Below are 18,880 nucleotides of genomic sequence, written 5' to 3'. Positions count from 1 at the left end.
ATCGGCCAACATTTCCGCGTTTGAAAAGAGTCCCGCGTGTCCGCAGCCTCAAGTGAAACCGTGCCGTTCGGCATTTATATCCACTGGCCGTTCTGCCTGTCGAAATGCCCGTATTGCGATTTCAACAGCCATGTGGCGAACAGTGTTGATCATGCGCGCTGGCGCAAGGCGCTCCGGGCGGAGCTTGCCCATGGTGCGGCCCGCCATCCGGGGCGGACGGTTGGGTCGGTGTTCTTTGGCGGTGGCACGCCATCCCTGATGGACCCGGAAACCGCCGGGGCCTTGATCGAGGACATTAAATCTTTCTGGCCGGTGACAGATGATCTGGAAATCACGCTCGAAGCCAATCCGGGCACGGTCGAGATTGACCGGTTTTCGGCATTTGCCGCCAACGGGATTAACCGGGTGTCGATCGGCATTCAGGCGCTCAATGACCGCGACCTGAAATTCCTTGGTCGCCTGCACAGTGCCGAGGAAGCCATGCGGGCCCTCGATGTTGCGACCTCGGTCTTTGATCGCTTTTCGTTTGATCTGATCTATGCACGCCCGGAACACGATCCCAAGGCCTGGCGGGCTGAACTGCGCGAAGGGCTTGGCATCGCCAATGGACATATTTCGCTCTACCAGCTGACCATCGAGCCTGGCACGCAATTCTATACCCTGCATCAGCGCGGCGATCTGGTCGTGCCGGACGAAGACCTTGCGACCGAGCTTTACGAGATCACCCAGGAAGAGACCGAGCGGGCCGGCTATCGCTGCTATGAGGTGTCCAACCACGCCAAACCGGGGCAGGAAAGCCGCCATAACCTGGTGTATTGGCGCTATGGCGATTATCTGGGCATCGGGCCGGGCGCACATGGCCGTGAAGCGGTGGTGGGGGCTGATGGCAACACCACACCCACTGCGGTGCGCCGTCACCGGGCGCCTGATATCTGGCTGGACCGGGTGGAAAAGTATGGTCATGGCACGCAGGAAGAAACCGCGCTTGAGCGTGACGAGCGCTTGCTTGAAATGGTAATGATGGGCCTCAGGCTCAATGAAACCATCCCGACGGCACGGTTTAACCGCATCATCGGCAAGGATCCGCGTGATGTTTTGGCGTCGGATCGGCTCGAAACCCTGATCGAGTCCGGTGATCTCATCTGTGATTCTTCGGGGCTACGCGCCACCGATCAGGGCAGGAAACGTTTGAACGGTGTTCTGGCCTATTTGTTCGACCACGCGGTGTAGGGCCGAAACCGGCAAAACGCCAAGAAAAACCGGGCGATTGGCGCGTACCCGCAATCGGGCGCAGGAAGTTTCACCAAACCATCAAAAAGTTGGTTGACACTTAAGCCTGACCGCGTATATTCCGCCCCGTTCCGGCGGACACCGTCCGAACAAATACCACAAGCCCCTATGCCCAGGTGGCGGAATTGGTAGACGCGCTGGCTTCAGGTGCCAGTGGCCATTAGGCCGTGGAAGTTCGAGTCTTCTCCTGGGCACCATAGCCCTGCAAGTTAACGTTTTCAAAGACTTAGCTTGCAGGGCTATTGTCTTTGTACTACCGGGTTGTACTACTCGGAGAAGGCCCTTCCTCCCCCATAAAATATTTAGCTAAATGCTCGGTGCAGACGGTTCAGCGCTTATTGGTCCGTTGTAAGCGTATCTCTCATTGGAATCGAGAACCTTAGAACCTGTGAAGCGCATAGCAAGCATGGTGAATCCTTGCCACGTCACAGCTATTGGCGAACGCTTGGTTGTCTTTGACGGTGACTACGGGGTTGATGGTTGCGAGTGCGCTCATGATCTTCACCCATGACATACATGCCGTCCTTGCGGATGGCGGGGAGAACATCGCGGGTGAGCCAATCTTGGAAGGCTTTGGCCTCGCGCTTGTCGGAGCGCATGACGAGTTTGTAAAGGCCGCTCTCGGAAACAATCAAAGGACTGCGACCGGGCAAACCTAAGTCTGCCTTATGTTTCTCGTCCGCACTCAGGGGCTGGGTTGAAACACTTGTGTTCGTAAGCCCAAGCACACGGCACACATCAGCCGCAACGAACCAAGGCGCACCCTCAATGGTGACGACACGGATGCTGTTCTGGTTGAAGTCAAAGGTTGTAAGCGCGTTCGTCATGACTGCCTCACTGCGCAGTCGATTGCTCAGTGAGCCGATTTTTAAGTCACAGCGGCGCTTTGAGTGTGCAGGCCTCAAAACCCCAGCCGCCATACCCCGCATGACTCTTCAAGGTGCCTTAAATCGCCTCCTAGGGGTATTGAAGGTGGTGGTGGATTGGGAGCATTCGAAAAATGATAGATAGACCGCCCCCTCACGCACGAACGACGAAAAAAAAGGCCACCAGAAGGTGACCTGTTAAGTGGGCGTTTGACTGAGTTTTCAGCTTACTTGAGGGGGCTATGTCTAGGGCAGATAACCGCCCGTAGTTGTCGCCTTGATCATGGCAGTAGCATTTCTAGGGCTTGCTCGGGCTCGATTTTGTGCGCAATCAGAATTGAATGGAAATCCATTACTTCCTGCTGAAACTCGAACTCCTTGAGGTACTCGATAAACTTTTCGCGGTCTTTGGTGTCCAAGAGAAGACAGGCTAAGTAGTCGAACCCGCTATGGGGGATGTCATAGACGGTGGTCTTTCTCGGATTTCCTGCCTCAGTAAAAGTGGTCGCAGTTCTCTCCACCACCTCTTTGAAGAAATTGAAGTGTTCGAGTTCGAGTAATCTGCGGACAACCGTTTCGTGTTTTCGACGGAAGAAGCGTGCGATGTGGTGGCTAGACGTATAAAGGGTGCCATTGCGTCGCGAAACGATTGGCTTCACACGGGAGAGGTCATAGAGTTCGGTTTCGACTTCATTGTGAAAGTCGTCAATGTCAGAAGTCAGAAAGTGCACGGGCATCGGGATTCTCGCTTTCTTAGGGTCATCTATTGCTTTGGATGGGTATTCCAAGGGTGCGTGGTAATCTTGAAACCCGCAGAAATCCTGACGTTGTGGTGAGCGCCAGAGGGAAGCACGGAAAGCGATTAACGTGCCTCAACCTCTGTCGCTATCGAGGGCTGCTCAGTGTTGGGCTTCACCCTCTTGAACGGATATCTGTTGCGGCTTAAATGGATGCTTGGGGGCAGGGTATGCCATAGGAGGCTTACCTTGGATTACGAACAAGATGGTGTCCCATTAAGTGAACTTGTGCGTCATGATTACAAGGCAATCCATTTTTACTGCCGAACTTGTTATCGTTGCGTCAGTAAGCGCCCGGTTGAATTGCTTTGCTTGGCACCCGAGACAACTGGCGTCTGGATGTTAGCCCGAAGACTGCGTTGTGTCAGTTGTGGGAAGCGAGATTTCACAGTCAGAATAGCGACTAGGTAAGCACCAAAGGTTTGACCTGTGTGGTGATAGGCTTTGTCGGGGATATGGTTGTTGGGTCTATCCGTTTAAGGCTGGACTGCCATACTATTTAGCGGGGAGCGATAACCTACCTATAAACCTAACTAACCCTCTAACTATTACCCTTACTATCCCTCTAACTATAACTCTAAATAACCTTTAAATATCATTCTTACTATGACTTATCCAAGGGTGCGTTGTAATCGGTGGATAACTTTATATTCATGATTAATCCCAATTACTTAGCATGGCATTCATCAGGGTTGGCTGATCAAGAATTGTCGACAGGAAGATGCCTGACTTATCCAAGGGTGCGGTGTAATTAATATGGCTGTTTCTTCGTCCTTGGAGAGTCGTTGTCTTGTTTGGGTGCCTCACTAGCCAATGAGTGTGTGAGGGCTCTCCAGAGTCAAATTAAACGGCCTGCTGGCGACCTTGTTCCAATGGCGAGGGAATGTCTTGTCCAGTGGCTTCTGAAAGCTCCAGAAATCATAGGCGGTAGAGTGGGTGTCTCGTTTGAGCATGGTTAAACTGGACGTCTTACCGTGCGATGTAGATTGTCTCTTTTACATTGTTTGTTGATTTATAGGACGATTCAGATCAAACGTCTTAAATGTAAATCGGACACTTTGACAGGAGAGCAACCAATGTTGGTCGGCTATGCACGCGCCTCAACACTGGACCAGAAGGCTAGCATTGAAGGACAGGTAAGGGAGCTTAAAGCTCTTAACTGCGAGAGGGTATTCGCCGAGCAGGTTTCATCGGTCGATGTGATGGCAAGGGAGCAACTAGCGGCAGCGCTGGACTTTATCCGTGAGGGCGACACGTTGGTGGTTACAAAGCTTGACCGGCTTGCCCGCTCCACCGCTCACCTCATGGAGTTGATCAAGGTTATCGAAGGCAAGAAGGCGGCGCTCCATATCCTTGACTTGAATATAGACACCGGGAAAGCCACGGGAAGGATGATGCTCACTGTGGTCTCCGCCATCGCGCAGTTCGAGCGCGAGATTATGTTGGAACGACAGAGAGAGGGTATTGAGCGGGCGAGGCGTGAAGGCAAGTACAAGGGTAGGCCCTCAGAGATTGACCCCGCCGCCATCAAGCAACTCATGGACGAAGGCAAAGGGGCAACCGCGATCTCTAAGGAACTCGGCATCGCGAGGTCTTCGGTTTATCGCGTCGTCAAAGAGCTTTCTGATACGGCTTTCTGAGCAGGGAAAAGAAAGCTGGGATATCGCCATGGCTCGGCTGCTTAAAAACGCCCCCGGCAAGGGGGGATTGAGCGCCAACTATTACTAATGATACCCGCTCAGGTGGTCGCCCAAAATATTCCGACCTTCCAAATGCCGTGCTTATCGGGTGGACTAAAACCGTTCCACTAATGGAGGAATTATAGGCTATTGAGGCAATCTATGGTGTTTCACGGGAAGAGGCAAACGCAAAGAGTGCAACGCTCTGATTCCAAAGGGACTCTGGTTGTTGTTGGTGATCTTGATAGCTTGGGGCCCAGACAACACAAAGGGGAACCTTAATCATGACGATCAATCTCTTCGGCGCTTTTATCCTTGAAATCTCGCTCTCGTCTGTTTTCCTTCGACTGCCTTTCGTTGGGCAGGGTTTTCTTGACTTAAGCGGACAGGGCCTGTCGGCATGGGATAGTTGGGATTTAGTGCGAGGAGAATGAAGTTTTTTTGTCTGGTGCTGGGTGGTTCTGAGTATGCACGCTCTTGCGTGCACTAAACGAAGCGCTTTAATGTATATTCAATAATGCACGTTGGAATTGTAGGTAAGTATGAGATTTGTAATCTTATCAGGGCGAAGAACATCAATTCCCGAAGGTGGTCAAAGTACCGTATTTCTTCGTTCTGATAGTTGGAACGATTACAGCTTCGTAACTATGTTTCATGCGAGCATGTATAACAGTGAGGGCGAACATCTTGATCTCGGTGCTGTCAAGATTGGCTTCACTGGCCAATCGGAGAGTGTACCTACCCGCTCTACGCTTGCAGAGAGCTTCGATGCATTGCCTAGTAACTATTTTTCTGTAGCTCTGGATGCTTCGTACTATGAAACAATGATGGAAAAGCTGGGCCCACAAGAACGTGAGGTGATTCTTCGGAGCCTAAATGATGTCGCTTATAGTGACGGAGCTTTCCAGCTTGCTAAAAGGGAGGCGGTAACTCGAGTTTCTCTATTTCGCGACGTGAATATGTCGGTCGTGCTGGAGCAATATAGGCGTGTTCTTTTGGGCGCTAGCCGTTTAACCGATTTCAATTTCGGTTATGTCCGAGAGGAAGAAGCCGACTTTACGGGCATAGAACTTAGTTTTGACGTTAAGGTTGGCTCCAAGCCAAGCACCAATATTCATGCAATAATTGGTCGAAATGGTGTCGGGAAAACTACCGTTCTCAACGGAATGATCGAAGCCTTTGTTGAAAAAGATCGTAAAACCAAGCGGTTTGTAGACTATCAAAAATGGTTTGGACCCTTTCTTGAGCCAGAAACACCGGCACCACCGATTGATGATGAGTACTTCAGCAGCTTGATCTCTGTATCATTCAGCGCTTTCGACCCCTTTAAGCCGCCAAAAGAACAGACTGATCGATCTCTTGGTAACTGTTATCACTATATCGGTCTGCGGAATTCACGTGACCGCAGTCAATTAAAGAACTTAGAAGAAATTTACAAAGAATTTGTTGATAGCTTTGAGGTTTGTCTAAGTGAGCCTACAAAAGAAAAAAGATGGTTGAACGCCATATACACTCTTGAGTCCGATGAAAACTTTGCAGAAACCGGTTTGAGAGGATTGGTCAACCTTCCAGAAGAAGAGGTTTTGCATTCCGCGCTCAGGCTAATAAGAAAAATGAGTTCTGGGCATGCAGTTGTCCTTCTTACGCTTACTAAGTTAGTATCTTGTGTCGAAGAAAAGACGTTGGTTTTAGTTGATGAGCCGGAGAGCCATCTGCATCCTCCTCTTCTTTCGGCGTTTACTAGGTCTCTTAGCCAGTTGCTTCTCGACCGCAACGGTGTAGCAATTATTGCTACGCATTCTCCTGTAGTTCTTCAGGAAATACCCAAGTCCTGTGTTTGGAAGGTCCATCGGAGTAAGTTAGCCGTTGCTGTAAGCCGACCAGACTTAGAAACATTTGGCGAAAATGTGGGGACGTTGACCCGAGAAGTGTTTGGTTTAGAAGTTAGCAAATCGGGCTTCCACACTATCCTGTCGGCTGCTGTTCGCGCCGGGGACAGCTACGACGAAATCATTGCAGAGTTTGGTGGGCAGTTAGGCCTTGAGGCTCAAGCAATCCTCCGGGCTTTGATCTTTGATCGGGACCAAAAACTACAATGATTCAACTTGAATGTACGGAAGTATCGGATACGGAGATTTACGACGCTTGCTTGGACGGCGTTACCGATGAGGGACTGAAGCAGCGCTATCAAATGATCTACCCCGAGCTGAGTGAGGCATACGATGAATATCGAAACCATGCCTCTTTAGGGGCCTTAAGTGACCTGCCCGTATTGCCAAATAGAACTTCTGACGACGAGATTGTTGTTGGTGCCATTAACAAGGGTCAACTTAAGGCGCTTTACAGTGCCTATCTAGTTCCTTCTGCTAAACCCGGTCGGCTATTTTATGACCGGCTGATTGTCGCGGGAGACAGGAAATGCCCATCTTGCGGGATGGGACAGGTTCGAACACTCGATCATTATCTACCTAAGTCCCGATATCCTAAATACTCCGTACTCCCCGCAAATCTGATACCGAGTTGTCGTGATTGTAATACGGGAAAAGGTGCGAGTATCGCGGAGACTGCTCAGGAGCAGGTATTGCATCCATTCTTGGACGCTGATCATTTTTACCAAGAGCAATGGCTTTTTGCGCAGGTTGTTTGGTCCAACCCGCTTTCGATCAAATATTACGTTGATGCTCCCGCGCATTGGTCTGAAACGGATAGAAACCGCGTTAAGAAGCATTTTGATGACTATAAGTTAGCACTGCGTTTCAGCACTGAGGCAGGTGAGCGACTTGTTGAGCTTTTGTCACAGAGAGAAATTCTCTTAAGGTTTGGTGGACCAGAAGCGTGCAGGGAGTTCCTCAGAGAAAGCGTCGAGCATTATCGAAATCACGTTAACGACAGGAGGCGTGCAATGTACCAAGCATTGGAAAATGCGGAAGGGTTCTGGAACCCAGATGTTTAATTGAGGTTTTCAAATGGGTGATTTAGGTGAGCTTCAGAGTCGGCTTCGCAAGTTTCGCGATGATCGAGATTGGGAGCAGTTTCATACTATCAAGGATTTGGCATCTGCGTTGTCCATAGAAGCGTCTGAGCTTGTAGAGTTGATGCTCTGGATGCGTGACGAAGAAGTCGATAAGGCTCTCGAAAATCAAGAATTTCGCGAGAGCTTTGTCGATGAGTGTGCTGATATATTCAATTACCTTTTACTGATAGCCGACAAGGTTGGATTTGATTTAGTAGCCAAGGCTAACACCAAAATTTCCAAGAACGCCGAAAAATATCCAGTTGCCAAATCGTATGGAAAGTCTACTAAATACAATAGGTTATGACTTTCTGAGGTTTTGACGTGATAAGTAGCGCTGATATCCGGCTTTTTGAAAAATACCGTGACGCAGGTCCGTGGGCTTTTGGTTCTAAAACTAAGCCTGCGGTCGTCGGAAACGAAGATAAGCAACATTATTGGCGTATTTATCGAGAATTGATCGACGCATGTGAGGAGGCTCTTTCTGAAATAGCGGGAGGCGAACGCCTTTATGTAGAGCCACAGCGGTATAGTGAAGACAGGGGTTCGAGAGGTCATAGACCAAAGGATTTGTGGTGTGCGGTTCGGAACAGACAATCCGAAGACTTCAACAAGATGCCTCAGATTTACGTTATTGCCTCTAAAAGAGGGCTTGAGCTGGGCTTTGCGGTAAGTATCAGTGAGGCTGAATACTCTGATGCTAAGATCAAGCAACAGAACAGAATCATCATCCCCCAAATCCACCGCAAACTGCCTATCAGTGGTACCGTGATTGAGCGCCTTGATGCTGTCGTCGGTAACTCGCCAGAGTGGCATGTGAATGCCTCGACACGATTATTGCAAGATGATGATGGCTTCGACGCATTTCAGTTGCCCTCCGACCTATTTAAATCCCTGAAAAAAGAGCCGTTGAGCAGGGGGGGTGGAGCTATTTGCAGGATATTCCCTGCAAGTGTGTTTCACGAGGGTAAGGAGGTGGACCTAAAGTTAGCCTTTAAAGAAGCACTGGAGCACTTTGCAGAAATTCAGTTGAGCTGTGCCCCTTCAGCACCAGACAGAAAGTTTGTAATTGAGCAAACCAAAGTGGCAGAGTTCTCGGAAGATGAGGAGCTTTGGGCTGACCAAGGCGATGACGCCGATCAAATTAATTCTGATGATGTTGACACTGACCAGAAATTCAGGGAAGTCGCAGTCCGGCAAGGGCAAGCTAAATTCCGTAGTAATTTGATTGGCCTTTTTGATGGGAAATGCGCAATTACTGGCTGTGCGGTTGCGGTGGCACTGCAGGCGGCTCACATCGTTCCCTATCGGAAAAAAAGCAAACTTGATTTGGGGAATGGATTGCTCTTGCGGGCGGACATTCATACGCTTTTTGATATGTTTCTGTTGTCGGTTTCGCCAGACGACTTGACGGTACACGTCTCTCCTCAGTTAGAAGGCACTGAATATGTCGCTCTTCATGGGAAAAAAATCTCATTGAGTCATGCAAATCGTAAAGGGCCTTCGAGGGCTGCTCTGCGTTGGCATTTTGAACAATTAGTGAGCGCGTGATTTTTAAACTGGTTTGAGGTGAGGTCGAAAAGAAACTGCAATTATCCATTATGTCGAGTGAGGGAAGATAATGTCCTTGTTCGAACCGATACCAAATCATGTTTCGTTAACTAGTGAAACAAGGTTTTCTGGATAAATCAGTTTCTCTACTGCAGCCCTTAGATCGACATATTGACCTTTCGTGTAGCGCCCAATGGTAATGTCATGGCGTTTGTGGCCTACCAATAACTTGATGGTTCCGACGGCCACCTCAGCGCCTTCTAGCAATTCGATATAGGTTCGGCGTGCAGAGTGAAGGCCTTGGCGCTTTCCTTGGGGCATTTGGAGGTTTCTGCGCTTACGGTTGAACTCCTTGTTGATATAGCTATGGCGTTTCTTGTCGGTCTCGAACACCAGCTTAGGGTAAAATGGGAAGACCCAGCGACCGGTTCTGGTGCTGGTCAAGCGTTCCATGAGGGGGGTGAACGTGTGAGGGACTGGAACGCGGCGTCGAGCGCTTTTGGTCTTTGTGCCGGGGAGGCTGACCCAATAGCCATCGTCTTCCTTGGTTATGTGCTCCCATTCGAGAGCAGTGATTTCAGCGCTACGTCCCCCTGTAACAAGCGACAGCCGAAGAACGTCAGCAAAGAGCGGTGGGTCGAGCTTGGTTAGGAGCGTTTCAATGTCTTCGAATGAGAACGGAGCTTCTTCATCAGTCTCGGCCTTTACTTGACCCGTTCCGATACGGATATGGTTCGGGTATTCGTGGTCATCCCAAACAGTGCTCTTTTCCTCGACAAAGCCTCCCGTCATAGCGTGCTTCCATACGCCACGGAGCCCGCTTAGAGCCAGATTGGCGGTTTTCCCCATCTTGCCGTAATAGGTTTCTTCAACAAACTCACGGACTTTTCTGCGGGTGATTTGATCGTAATACTCGATCTGCTGCCGAGCACACCAATCGGAGAAGCGCTTTATGGCACGCTCGTATTCGTCTCTGGTGCTCACGGAAAGCTTGGGTCCATTTGCTTTGCGCCAGCTTTCAGTGACCGTGTCAATTTTGGTACGTGGGTTTAATGCATCTTTGGCGAAGCTCTCTGCCTGAACTTGTATCTCGTTGGCGGCTTGCCGAATCGCGACTGGGATGGGTTCCCCTGCCTTGTATTGAGCGGAGGTTTTGAAGGCTTCAATCCGTTTAAGGCGCTGTTTGGTACCCCATTCCGAAACCAAATCCAGCAAAATGTCCTTCTCGGAAAAGCTGCCGGGTTCTGCATCGTCATCCGCGTTCTTGTATGCGGTAACGAGGTCTTGAAGCTCTTGCAGAACGTTCTGATCATCCGGGAAGTGTTTTGCGAGAAGGCGAGTTACCTCGGCTTGAACTTCTGCCAAGCGCACTGGATACAGCTTCTTTGCGGTAGAAAGGTCTGCTGTGCCCAAACTGCGATATATGGCAGATGTGCGCATGACTTGGCGGAGTTTCTGGGGAAGCGGATATTGAATTTCGTAGTTGTTCTTGCCGGGACGCTTAACAGGTTTGCCCATTCGTCGATACTCAGGTATTGATACTTTGTGCTACCCAGATGTACTACCTGATTCGACCTGTCAAGCCCTTGAGAACACTGGAATCCTTGCAAATCAACGCTTGTAGGGTGGGGATGCAGACGATCTTCTCCTGGGCACCATACCCCAGCACATTTCTGATGTGCTGGGGTATTGTCGTTTTGGGGCCGGGTTTGCGTTTTAGTCTTTTCGAGACCGGCTTGACTGGTTACAAGCAGAAATCGACTTAAAAATGAGCCGCGAAAACCATGCAACCCGAAGTCAGTTTTGTTCTGCCGGTCTACAACAAAGAAAATGCTCTTCGTTATTTCTTTGCGTCTTTGTTGGCCCAGACCGGCGAAATACCTTTTGAGGTTGTTTTCGTAGATGACGTGTCAACAGATAATTCTCTGGCGATCCTCCACGAGTTTTCGGCGAAGCACGACTTTGTTCGGGTGATCAGTAATACAGTCAATGCGGGTCCATCAATTCGGCTCAACCAGGGAGCCGAGGCCGCAAATGGCAAGTATCTGGCACTGTTTGACTGTGATGAAATTCTTGCGCCAAATGCGCTTGAGATGCTGCTTTCACTTGCAAAACAGCATAATGCAGACATGGTGCACGGTCGCTACCGCAAGACGACCGAACCAATCGATAAGGTGTTGAGCCCTCGGATTGCAGAAGATTTCAAGCTTAGTATCCACAAGGATCCGCTTGAGAGGGTCCTTGGTCGCGGTATGGTGCGGATGACTTGGCTTGTTGAACGGGATGTTTTTATCGCCGCAGGTGGGTGCGATGAGACGGTCTTCGTTCAGGATGAATCGTTGCCGTTGCGACTTTCAGTGCATGCAAAGTGCCTTCTTGATACTGACATGGTTCTTACGATGGTGTCGGATGTCGGAAGCCACATTTCGCAAAATACCTTGCAGCTCAATCATGATCGATTTTTGGTCTATCTGAACTTTCTGGAGGCCCACCCGGAGTTGCCACACGAAAAGCGCGTGAAGCTTTATCGCAAGTGTGTTTCGGCCATAAAAAAGGCACGCCGCGATGGGGCACCTATTCCGATGATACCTTTGTTTGTTCACTACGTTGCGGGGAAACTCGGATTTGTTGATCCCGACCCCGCAGCACTGAAATCCTACCGGAATATTTTTCAAAACTTATCAAACATCCGCCATATTAAAGAAGTGAATTGCTAAAGATGACCTCGCTTGATCGAAAGTTGCACCTAGCGGCCAGTTTTTTGCTGCTTTGCCTTCCGGCATCCTTGATGTTTTCCCGTGCAGTTGCCGATATTTCGGTTGTCCTGATTGGCGTGATTTTTTTGGTACGATCTTGGTCGGTCAAGGATTGGTCTTGGGCGCGCGAAAAAGATATTCTGGTTCTTCTGGTTATCTTTGTCTTGATGAATGTCTTTGTCTCTCCTTTTGCTGAGTATGTCGGCAAAAGTTTCGGGCGTTCGTTAAGTTGGCTCAGGTTTATTATCTTTTATGCGGCAGTAACCCGTTGGGTCTTGGCGGATGAGCGCACAGTCCGTCGATTTATTGTTGTTGTGCTATGTACGATGGCAGTGGCGGCACTTGATGCATTCTACCAGTTTTTCGTCGGTGTTTCCCTGTTGTCTGGGCAGCCGATGACTGGTCGTTTAACCGGGCCACTTGACCGGCCAAATATCGGTATGTATCTGGCCAAATTGGGTCTTGCGACCAGTGCGTTGGGTTTCGTTCTTTACGCTCGTGGGCAATCCAGAAAGCTTTTCCTGGCAGCGTGTTGTTTGTCACCGCTTCTGCTAACCGTTGTATTTTTGAGTGGTGAGCGAGCAGCAAGTGTGCTGGCATTGTTGGCTCTTTTGCTGGTAACTTTCAGTCTGCTTCTTTCTGGAAAGCTTGCTCGTAGGATAGCGATTGGCTTGTCTCTGTGTGGAGGGGCGGCATTGACATTTCTGCTCATAACGAGCGAGCGCATTTGGGGGCGGGTTGAGGAACTGGCTACCGTACTTTCCGACTACACAGACTCAATTTATGGTCAGCTTGCGCTACTAGGATTACGCTTCTTTGGTGAAAACCCGATAACCGGTACCGGGATGGGAAACTTTCCTTTGGTCTGCAAAGATTACGTGCAGCAAGGGCTGGACAGTGCGTTGTGCCACCCGCATCCCCACAACTTCTATATCGAATGGTTGTCGGACACAGGTTTGATTGGCACCATTCCATTTACGACTTTCATGGCGATTCTTTACTGGAACGGCGCGAAAGTGCTTTTTGGCCCGCGTGATGCCAGGCTGCTTGGCGGGTTCTATTTGGGGGTTATGGTGATGTCGTTATTTCCCCTTTCAGTGACGCAAAGCCTGTTTTCAAATTGGCCAGCGATACTGGCGTGGCTTTCCATAGCAACTGCTGTCGCTGCAATAAGGTTAGCAATGCGCAACACTGATTGAACCAAAAGCGCCTCTTAAGTGATTTACTACGATTTCCACTGTGCCAACCAACAGTCGGTGGCAGCTCTGATCGTAAAAAAGTTATACCCAGCACAGCACCAGATCCGCTGGGCATAACTGTTTTGGGTTAACAATGCTCATGGCTTGATCCCAATGAACGTAACACGTTGGGACATCGTTTTGCTGGCTTCAAGGCTTGCCGCGATGTTTGGTGCAAGTGAGTCGAACTGTTCAAAAACGAGGTCAAATCCGATTTTGTGAATCAGTTCCAGCAAGTATTCGCGACGTACCCAGAACGATTTGTTGTTTTCCCAAGACGCCCAGCGCAATCGCTCAAGTTGCTCTGCACTGGTTTGTGGTGAGAATTCACCGTACCAGCGACCCGGCAGGCCCTCGTTCGTGGTGTTTTCGGATAGTGGAAATTCTCGTTTGCCTTCTTCTGCCAGTGAAACATGGGTTTGCAAGATTAGAAGCTTGCGGGTCTGTTTTGCCAGTTTTTCCAGAAATGCCCTTGGTTGGTCGAGGTGATAAAGAAGGCCACAACAAAAGCTGATATCAAACTCACCATACTTTTCGATATTGAGAACCGTATCTTTTGCAAACCGCAAATTGGGAAGATCTGTGTGCTCTCTGACATACTCACAGCATGCAAAGTTTGTTTCGCGAACTTCAATGCCGAGGCTATCCATTCCCATGCGGGCAAATTCCGCCGTGTAACCGCCTTCAAGACAGCCAAGGTCTACGACGCTGACGCCTTTTTTACCTCCGGGGAAAACAGTATCGATAAGTTTCCTGGTGCTAATGAACCAAGGGAACTGATCGACTGTATTTGACTCGTCCGGTTTTGTTTCCTGTCCGTTATCAAGACGAACATTGTGGGCCGTGAAGAGCGGCATTTCCGAAATTGACATCGCGGTACCTTCATTTTTGCGCATGATTGCAGTCTGTTCTTCCGACAATAGGCGTTAAAAGTTAAATTTAGTTTTTACCTTGTGGTTGTGAGAGTGAGCTTTTAACCGGTGTGCACTCGAAAATGAGTCTGCTGCTTGCGTTTAGGGACAAATTTGAGGGTAAATCCTTCGACTTTTGCAATGCGATGCTCGGTTTGCTGTGTTAAGAACAGGCAAATTTTGACATTTGGAGAACCGTGATGACCAATTTCCTCCATCTCGGAGATCTGCCGGGTGACCTTGACCTTGGAAAGGTCGTAGCCATTGACAGTGAGACCATGGGCCTTAACCCGCACCGCGACCGTTTGTGTGTCGTGCAGCTTTCAAGCGGGGATGGCAATGCCCATCTGGTCAAATTTGATGGGGAGGATTACAGCGCGCCGAACCTGAAAAAGCTCCTGGCTGATCCGTCGGTGTTGAAGCTGTTTCATTTCGGGCGTTTTGACATCGCAGTAATGGACAAATATCTCGGTGTGCGCTGTGCGCCGGTCTATTGCACGAAAATTGCCTCCAAGCTGGTGCGCACCTATACCGACCGTCATGGTCTGAAGGATGTGCTGCGCGAGACCGTCGGGGTCGAGATTTCCAAGCAGCAGCAGAGCTCCGACTGGGGTGCTGCCGAGCTTTCCAAGGAACAGATCGATTATGCCGCCTCAGACGTTTTGTATCTGCACAAGGCCAAGGAAGAGCTTGATTGTCGTCTGGCGCGCGAAGGGCGCACCGAGATCGCGCAGGCCTGTTTTGACTTCCTGCCGACCCGCGCGACGCTTGATCTGGCAGGCTGGGAAGAAACCGATATCTTTGCCCATTCTTAAGGTCGGCATAAGGCCGGTTAACCATCTGTGAAGATTGGCGGTGTATGGGGGATGCAATAGAATTGACCCCTACGCCAACCGGGTTCATAGTTTTGGCCCAATGATCTTGCAAGATGGGTCAAATAGCCTAGGGTCAGGACTTGTTAATTTGGTTCGAATGGTCGATCAGATTTGTGCGGATACGCGAAGCAAAACTGCAGTAAGATACATATCTTTCAAGGTTTTGCGACAAAATAGCCCGTGCAAATCTGATCGATCCAAAGGACAGCTTTTATGTTTGTGAACTCCTACGTCAAAACCCTTGTACGGGATACCAACCCGCCCTGCGGGATTTTCCTTGGATTCCACAAACATAAAAGCTGCCATTCCAATCAAATTAACAAGTCCTGACCCTATCTCCGGGCGGGAAACGCTAACAAGAAACAGATGACAGTGACCCCAGTCTCAAAAGACGTCTCAAACGAGTCCCCCAAAGTGCCAGCACCGGCGAGTGACGCCGATCTTGCCATCGCGCGCCGTGTTCTTGATATCGAGGCCAATGCGCTGCGCGAGCTTGCAGACTCGCTTAATGGCGAGTTCTGCAACGTCATCAACCTGATCGAGGGCCTGAAAGGCCGTCTGGTTGTTACCGGCATGGGCAAAAGCGGCCATATTGCCAAGAAAATCGCCGCGACCTTTGCCTCGACCGGCACCCCGTCCTTTTTTGTGCATCCGGCCGAGGCCAGCCACGGTGATCTGGGCATGATTGGCAAGGATGATGCGGTTCTGGCCCTGTCCAATTCCGGCGAAACCCCGGAACTGTCTGACATTATTGCCTTTACCCGGCGTTTTAACGTGCCACTGATCGGTATGACCCGCAAACCGGAAAGCTCGCTTGCCAAGCAGTCAGACTGCCCGCTGGTCCTGCCGGCAAGCCCGGAAGCCTGCCCGAACAAGCAGGCACCGACGACATCAACCACCGCCATGTTGGCCCTTGCCGATGCGCTGGCGGTGACATTGATGGAGCGGCGCGGCTTCACATCCGAAGATTTCCGCACCTTCCACCCCGGCGGCAAGCTGGGTCAGCGGTTGCTGCATGTCCATGATGTCATGCACGGGGTTGATACCCTGCCGCTGATTTCGCCCGATGCCCTGATGGCCGAGGCGCTTGTCACCATGACCAGCCATTCGTTTGGCTGTGTCGGTGTGGTTGATGATACCGGCGTTCTGGCCGGGATCGTGACCGACGGCGATTTGCGCCGTCACATGGCCGATAATCTGGTGGCGATGAAGGTCGGTGATGTCATGACCACTGGGCCGAAAGTGACCAGTGCCGATGCCCTGGCGGTTGAAGCACTTGCCATCATGAATGACCGTTCGATCACATCCCTGTTTGTCTTGGATGACGGCGGTGTGCCGGTGGGCCTTGTCCATATCCATGATCTGTTGCGCGTCGGGGTGGCATAACGCATGAGCACAGAGGGCACGCCACAGGTCGAAGACCGCGAAAAAGGCCAGCAGGCAGCAGCGCGTGACGAACGTCAGGCGCGCCATGAGCGTGGCTTTTCGCGTGATCGCATGCCCTCGGCCCGGCGCAATGTGCGGATCAATCCGTTCCGCCGTGTCATCGTCAATATGCTGAAATTCGTGCTGCCGCTGATCGCGATGACGATCATGGCGCTGGTGGTTTTGTGGCCGCAGATCGAACAGGTTCAGGATAGCGGTTTTCGGCTTGGCTTTTCGACCTCGCCCGAGGATCTGATGGAAAATGTCGCGATGAGCAATCCGCGCTTCTTTGGCGTGGACGGCAATCGCCAGCCCTTCACGGTGACCGCCAGCGAAGCTGTTGAAACCGACGCAACCGAAACCCGGCCCGATCATGTCTATCTGTCCGGTCCGCAGGCCGATATTACGCTGAATGACGGATCGTGGATTGCGATGACCGCCAATGAAGGCTTCTATACCGAAACCGACGGGATGCTTGATCTGGTGGGTACGGTCAATATGTACCACGATAACGGTTTTGAAATTCACACCGAGGAAGCTGAAATCGCCATGAATTCCGGCAGTGCCAGCGGCGATGTGCCGGTTGACGGGCAGGGGCCGTTTGGCACTATTGCATCGGATTCAGGGTTTGAGCTTGAAGACAAGGGGGCGGTGATCCGCTTTTTGGGGAAATCCCGGCTGGTGATTTTCGACAGTGCATTGAATTCGACGGAGCAATGAGAGGGAAGTCATGATTGCGATGCCGCATCTCGCCCGCAAGACTGGAACGCTGCTGACACCCCTTATGCTAGGGGGGCTTATGCTGGGTACGGCCGCGCTTGGACTGTCGGCCATGGTCAAGGATGCTGCGGCCAATCCGTTGGGTTTGGCCCAGAATGGCAGTGGCGGGCTTGAAGTCGAGTCTGATAACGGCATCGAATGGCGCCGCAATGAACAGATCCTGATTGCCCGTGGCAATGCGGTGGCCAAGCGCGGTTCCTCGCGCGTCGATGCCGACGAGTTGCAGGCGCTGTATCGTGATCGTGACGGCAATAGCGAGATTTACCGCATCATTGCGACCGGCAATGTCAAACTCTCATCCGATACCGATGTCGCTGTTGGCGATCGCGCCGTCTATGACATTGACGAGGCGGTGGTTGTTCTGACCGGTGATAACCTTAAATACAGCACGCCCAATGAAACCCTGACGGCGCGCGACAGCCTCGAATACTGGGAGACAGAGCGTGTCGCGGTTGCACGCGGTGATGCGGTCGCGGTGTCGGAAGATCGCACGCTGCGCGGGGATGTTCTGACCGCGCGCTTTGAGGCAGGTTCGGATGGCGCAAATGAATTGCGCCGCATCGACGGGCAGGGCAATGTGAATATTCGCACAGCAACAGAGTTTGTTGTTGGCGATCAGGGTGTTTATGATGCGAAAACTGGTATCGCCACCCTTATCGGATCGGTTAAGATCACCCGCGGGGAGAACCAGTTGAACGGGGATCGTGCCGTGGTCGATCTGAATACCGGGATCAGTCGTCTGACGGCTGACGGTAATGGCGATGGTAAAACCCGCGTTCGGGGCCTTCTGGTTCCGCAAAAAGACGAAAACAACAGCCCGGCCGATGCCGGGACCGGTAACTGAGAAAGGTCGGTCATTTGTTCTGGTCGCGCAAAAGCGTAAAATCCGACAACGCAAAGGCGACAGCTGTATCTGGCAGCGCACAGCCAACTGACGGCGGGGCAAATGGCCCGCGCCTGATCACCACCAACAAGGGTCTTGTGGCGCACAATCTGGGCAAAAGCTTTAAGAAGCGCCCGGTGCTCAAAGATGTCTCGGTTTCGGTGCAGCGCGGCGAGGCGGTTGGCCTTCTGGGGCCGAACGGGGCTGGCAAGACCACCAGTTTCTATATCATTACGGGCCTGATTGCCGCAGACCGCGGCACGATTTCCCTTGATGGGCGCGATATCACCATGATGCCGATGTATCAGCGCGCCCGTATGGGAATCGGCTATTTGCCGCAGGAAGCCTCGATCTTCCGCGGCATGACGGTTGAACAGAACATCATGGCCGTGCTTGAAGTGGTCGAGGATGACCGCATCAAACGCGAACAGTCGCTTGAAGACCTTTTGGCAGAATTTGCCATCGAACATTTGCGCCGCACACCGGCTCTGGCGCTTTCGGGCGGGGAACGTCGCCGTTGCGAGATCGCGCGTGCCTTGGCAGCCCATCCGAACTTTGTTCTGCTTGATGAACCACTTGCCGGGATTGACCCGATTGCCGTGGGTGATATTCGCGATCTTGTACGTCATCTGAAAGATCGTGGCATTGGGGTCTTGATTACTGACCACAATGTGCGCGAGACTCTAGACATTATCGACCGGGCATATATCTTGCATGATGGTCGGGTTCTGATGGAAGGTGGTCCTGAGGAAATCGTCAGAAACGACGATGTACGAAGGGTTTATCTGGGCGATCGTTTCAGCCTTTGATAATACC

General features: G+C 51.2%; 18 protein-coding genes and 1 tRNA gene. 15 read left to right on the top strand and 4 right to left on the bottom strand.

The annotated features are described in order from the left end of the window. Nucleotides 1-36 precede the first annotated feature (36 nt). Both hemW and FHI25_RS05490 read left to right on the top strand, forming a co-directional pair. Entirely contained in the window at nucleotides 37-1,230 is a 1,194-nt protein-coding gene (gene hemW, locus FHI25_RS05495) for a radical SAM family heme chaperone HemW (protein ID WP_210515804.1), read from the top strand. 170 nt (nucleotides 1,231-1,400) lie between these two features. Further along, nucleotides 1,401-1,487 (top strand) — tRNA-Leu (locus FHI25_RS05490). Nucleotides 1,488-1,721: 234 nt separating this feature from the next. On the opposite strand, the gene FHI25_RS05485 is transcribed toward FHI25_RS05490, so the two are convergent. Next, entirely contained in the window at nucleotides 1,722-2,117 is a 396-nt protein-coding gene (locus FHI25_RS05485) for a Bro-N domain-containing protein (protein ID WP_210515802.1), read from the bottom strand. Between the two features lie 320 nt (nucleotides 2,118-2,437). Beyond that, nucleotides 2,438-2,893, bottom strand: a complete 456-nt coding sequence (locus FHI25_RS05480; RefSeq protein ID WP_210515800.1) for a hypothetical protein — start codon at nucleotides 2,891-2,893, stop codon at nucleotides 2,438-2,440. Between the two features lie 1,136 nt (nucleotides 2,894-4,029). Between FHI25_RS05480 and FHI25_RS05475 the strand changes: the two genes are divergently transcribed. The 6 genes from FHI25_RS05475 to FHI25_RS05450 all read left to right on the top strand — a co-directional run bounded on the left by FHI25_RS05475 (nucleotide 4,030) and on the right by FHI25_RS05450 (nucleotide 9,196). After that, nucleotides 4,030-4,593, top strand: coding sequence for a recombinase family protein (locus tag FHI25_RS05475; RefSeq protein WP_210515797.1), 564 nt, complete (start codon nucleotides 4,030-4,032; stop codon nucleotides 4,591-4,593). Nucleotides 4,594-4,916: 323 nt separating this feature from the next. Further along, on the top strand, nucleotides 4,917-5,066 hold the full coding sequence (locus tag FHI25_RS05470; protein ID WP_210515796.1) for a hypothetical protein: 150 nt from the start codon (nucleotides 4,917-4,919) through the stop codon (nucleotides 5,064-5,066). Nucleotides 5,067-5,174: 108 nt separating this feature from the next. Beyond that, nucleotides 5,175-6,731: an AAA family ATPase gene (locus FHI25_RS05465; RefSeq protein ID WP_210515794.1), complete on the top strand. Its 1,557-nt coding sequence runs from the start codon at nucleotides 5,175-5,177 to the stop codon at nucleotides 6,729-6,731. After that, a complete protein-coding gene (locus FHI25_RS05460; protein WP_210515792.1) occupies nucleotides 6,728-7,585 on the top strand; it encodes an HNH endonuclease in 858 nt (285 codons plus the stop codon). Before FHI25_RS05465 ends, FHI25_RS05460 begins: the two co-directional genes overlap by 4 nt. A 13-nt stretch (nucleotides 7,586-7,598) precedes the next feature. Next, nucleotides 7,599-7,952 carry a nucleotide pyrophosphohydrolase gene (locus FHI25_RS05455; RefSeq protein ID WP_210515790.1) on the top strand — a complete coding sequence of 118 codons (354 nt, stop codon included), beginning with the start codon at nucleotides 7,599-7,601 and terminating at the stop codon, nucleotides 7,950-7,952. Nucleotides 7,953-7,969: 17 nt separating this feature from the next. Continuing rightward, nucleotides 7,970-9,196, top strand: coding sequence for an HNH endonuclease (locus FHI25_RS05450; RefSeq protein ID WP_210515788.1), 1,227 nt, complete (start codon nucleotides 7,970-7,972; stop codon nucleotides 9,194-9,196). Nucleotides 9,197-9,292: 96 nt separating this feature from the next. Here the strand turns inward: FHI25_RS05450 and FHI25_RS05445 are convergent, their stop codons facing one another. After that, nucleotides 9,293-10,714 (bottom strand): tyrosine-type recombinase/integrase, encoded by a 1,422-nt coding sequence (locus FHI25_RS05445; protein ID WP_210515786.1) that lies wholly within the window; start codon nucleotides 10,712-10,714, stop codon nucleotides 9,293-9,295. 266 nt (nucleotides 10,715-10,980) lie between these two features. Here FHI25_RS05445 and FHI25_RS05440 point away from each other — a divergent pair, with 266 nt between their 5' ends. Both FHI25_RS05440 and FHI25_RS05435 read left to right on the top strand, forming a co-directional pair. Next, entirely contained in the window at nucleotides 10,981-11,913 is a 933-nt protein-coding gene (locus tag FHI25_RS05440; protein ID WP_210515784.1) for a glycosyltransferase family 2 protein, read from the top strand. Between the two features lie 2 nt (nucleotides 11,914-11,915). After that, nucleotides 11,916-13,151 (top strand): O-antigen ligase family protein, encoded by a 1,236-nt coding sequence (locus FHI25_RS05435; RefSeq protein ID WP_210515782.1) that lies wholly within the window; start codon nucleotides 11,916-11,918, stop codon nucleotides 13,149-13,151. 137 nt (nucleotides 13,152-13,288) lie between these two features. On the opposite strand, the gene FHI25_RS05430 is transcribed toward FHI25_RS05435, so the two are convergent. Continuing rightward, a complete protein-coding gene (locus tag FHI25_RS05430) occupies nucleotides 13,289-14,086 on the bottom strand; it encodes a methyltransferase domain-containing protein (RefSeq protein ID WP_210515780.1) in 798 nt (265 codons plus the stop codon). 215 nt (nucleotides 14,087-14,301) lie between these two features. Here FHI25_RS05430 and FHI25_RS05425 point away from each other — a divergent pair, with 215 nt between their 5' ends. The 5 genes from FHI25_RS05425 (at nucleotide 14,302) to lptB (ending at nucleotide 18,873) form a co-directional block, all read left to right on the top strand. Further along, the gene (locus FHI25_RS05425) at nucleotides 14,302-14,916 is read left to right on the top strand and encodes a ribonuclease D (protein ID WP_210515778.1); all 615 of its coding nucleotides are present in this window, start codon (nucleotides 14,302-14,304) and stop codon (nucleotides 14,914-14,916) included. A gap of 426 nt (nucleotides 14,917-15,342) precedes the next feature. Next, nucleotides 15,343-16,362, top strand: coding sequence for a KpsF/GutQ family sugar-phosphate isomerase (locus tag FHI25_RS05420; protein WP_246878907.1), 1,020 nt, complete (start codon nucleotides 15,343-15,345; stop codon nucleotides 16,360-16,362). Nucleotides 16,363-16,365: 3 nt separating this feature from the next. After that, nucleotides 16,366-17,121 carry an LPS export ABC transporter periplasmic protein LptC gene (gene lptC / locus FHI25_RS05415; protein ID WP_210515776.1) on the top strand — a complete coding sequence of 252 codons (756 nt, stop codon included), beginning with the start codon at nucleotides 16,366-16,368 and terminating at the stop codon, nucleotides 17,119-17,121. A gap of 10 nt (nucleotides 17,122-17,131) precedes the next feature. Next, a complete protein-coding gene (locus tag FHI25_RS05410) occupies nucleotides 17,132-18,025 on the top strand; it encodes an LptA/OstA family protein (protein ID WP_210515775.1) in 894 nt (297 codons plus the stop codon). 14 nt (nucleotides 18,026-18,039) lie between these two features. Further along, nucleotides 18,040-18,873: an LPS export ABC transporter ATP-binding protein gene (gene lptB / locus FHI25_RS05405; protein ID WP_210515773.1), complete on the top strand. Its 834-nt coding sequence runs from the start codon at nucleotides 18,040-18,042 to the stop codon at nucleotides 18,871-18,873. Nucleotides 18,874-18,880: the final 7 nt, after the last annotated feature.

The organism is Thalassospira sp. ER-Se-21-Dark (genome assembly GCF_017922435.1).
Taxonomy (GTDB): domain Bacteria; phylum Pseudomonadota; class Alphaproteobacteria; order Rhodospirillales; family Thalassospiraceae; genus Thalassospira.
This window is presented reverse-complemented; position numbering and strand designations above follow the sequence as displayed.

What these genes read in the sequence shown, in the direction of transcription:
- FHI25_RS05470 (WP_210515796.1), top strand. Translation starts at nt 4,917, where the DNA reads ATGACGATCAATCTCTTCGGCGCTTTTATCCTTGAAATCTCGCTCTCG.
- FHI25_RS05430 (WP_210515780.1), bottom strand. Translation starts at nt 14,086, where the DNA reads ATGCGCAAAAATGAAGGTACCGCGATGTCAATTTCGGAAATGCCGCTC.
- FHI25_RS05485 (WP_210515802.1), bottom strand. Translation starts at nt 2,117, where the DNA reads ATGACGAACGCGCTTACAACCTTTGACTTCAACCAGAACAGCATCCGT.
- FHI25_RS05410 (WP_210515775.1), top strand. Translation starts at nt 17,132, where the DNA reads ATGATTGCGATGCCGCATCTCGCCCGCAAGACTGGAACGCTGCTGACA.
- FHI25_RS05455 (WP_210515790.1), top strand. Translation starts at nt 7,599, where the DNA reads ATGGGTGATTTAGGTGAGCTTCAGAGTCGGCTTCGCAAGTTTCGCGAT.
- lptC (WP_210515776.1), top strand. Translation starts at nt 16,366, where the DNA reads ATGAGCACAGAGGGCACGCCACAGGTCGAAGACCGCGAAAAAGGCCAG.
- FHI25_RS05425 (WP_210515778.1), top strand. Translation starts at nt 14,302, where the DNA reads ATGACCAATTTCCTCCATCTCGGAGATCTGCCGGGTGACCTTGACCTT.
- FHI25_RS05465 (WP_210515794.1), top strand. Translation starts at nt 5,175, where the DNA reads ATGAGATTTGTAATCTTATCAGGGCGAAGAACATCAATTCCCGAAGGT.
- FHI25_RS05480 (WP_210515800.1), bottom strand. Translation starts at nt 2,893, where the DNA reads ATGCCCGTGCACTTTCTGACTTCTGACATTGACGACTTTCACAATGAA.
- FHI25_RS05435 (WP_210515782.1), top strand. Translation starts at nt 11,916, where the DNA reads ATGACCTCGCTTGATCGAAAGTTGCACCTAGCGGCCAGTTTTTTGCTG.
- FHI25_RS05475 (WP_210515797.1), top strand. Translation starts at nt 4,030, where the DNA reads ATGTTGGTCGGCTATGCACGCGCCTCAACACTGGACCAGAAGGCTAGC.
- FHI25_RS05445 (WP_210515786.1), bottom strand. Translation starts at nt 10,714, where the DNA reads ATGGGCAAACCTGTTAAGCGTCCCGGCAAGAACAACTACGAAATTCAA.
- FHI25_RS05420 (WP_246878907.1), top strand. Translation starts at nt 15,343, where the DNA reads ATGACAGTGACCCCAGTCTCAAAAGACGTCTCAAACGAGTCCCCCAAA.
- FHI25_RS05440 (WP_210515784.1), top strand. Translation starts at nt 10,981, where the DNA reads ATGCAACCCGAAGTCAGTTTTGTTCTGCCGGTCTACAACAAAGAAAAT.
- FHI25_RS05460 (WP_210515792.1), top strand. Translation starts at nt 6,728, where the DNA reads ATGATTCAACTTGAATGTACGGAAGTATCGGATACGGAGATTTACGAC.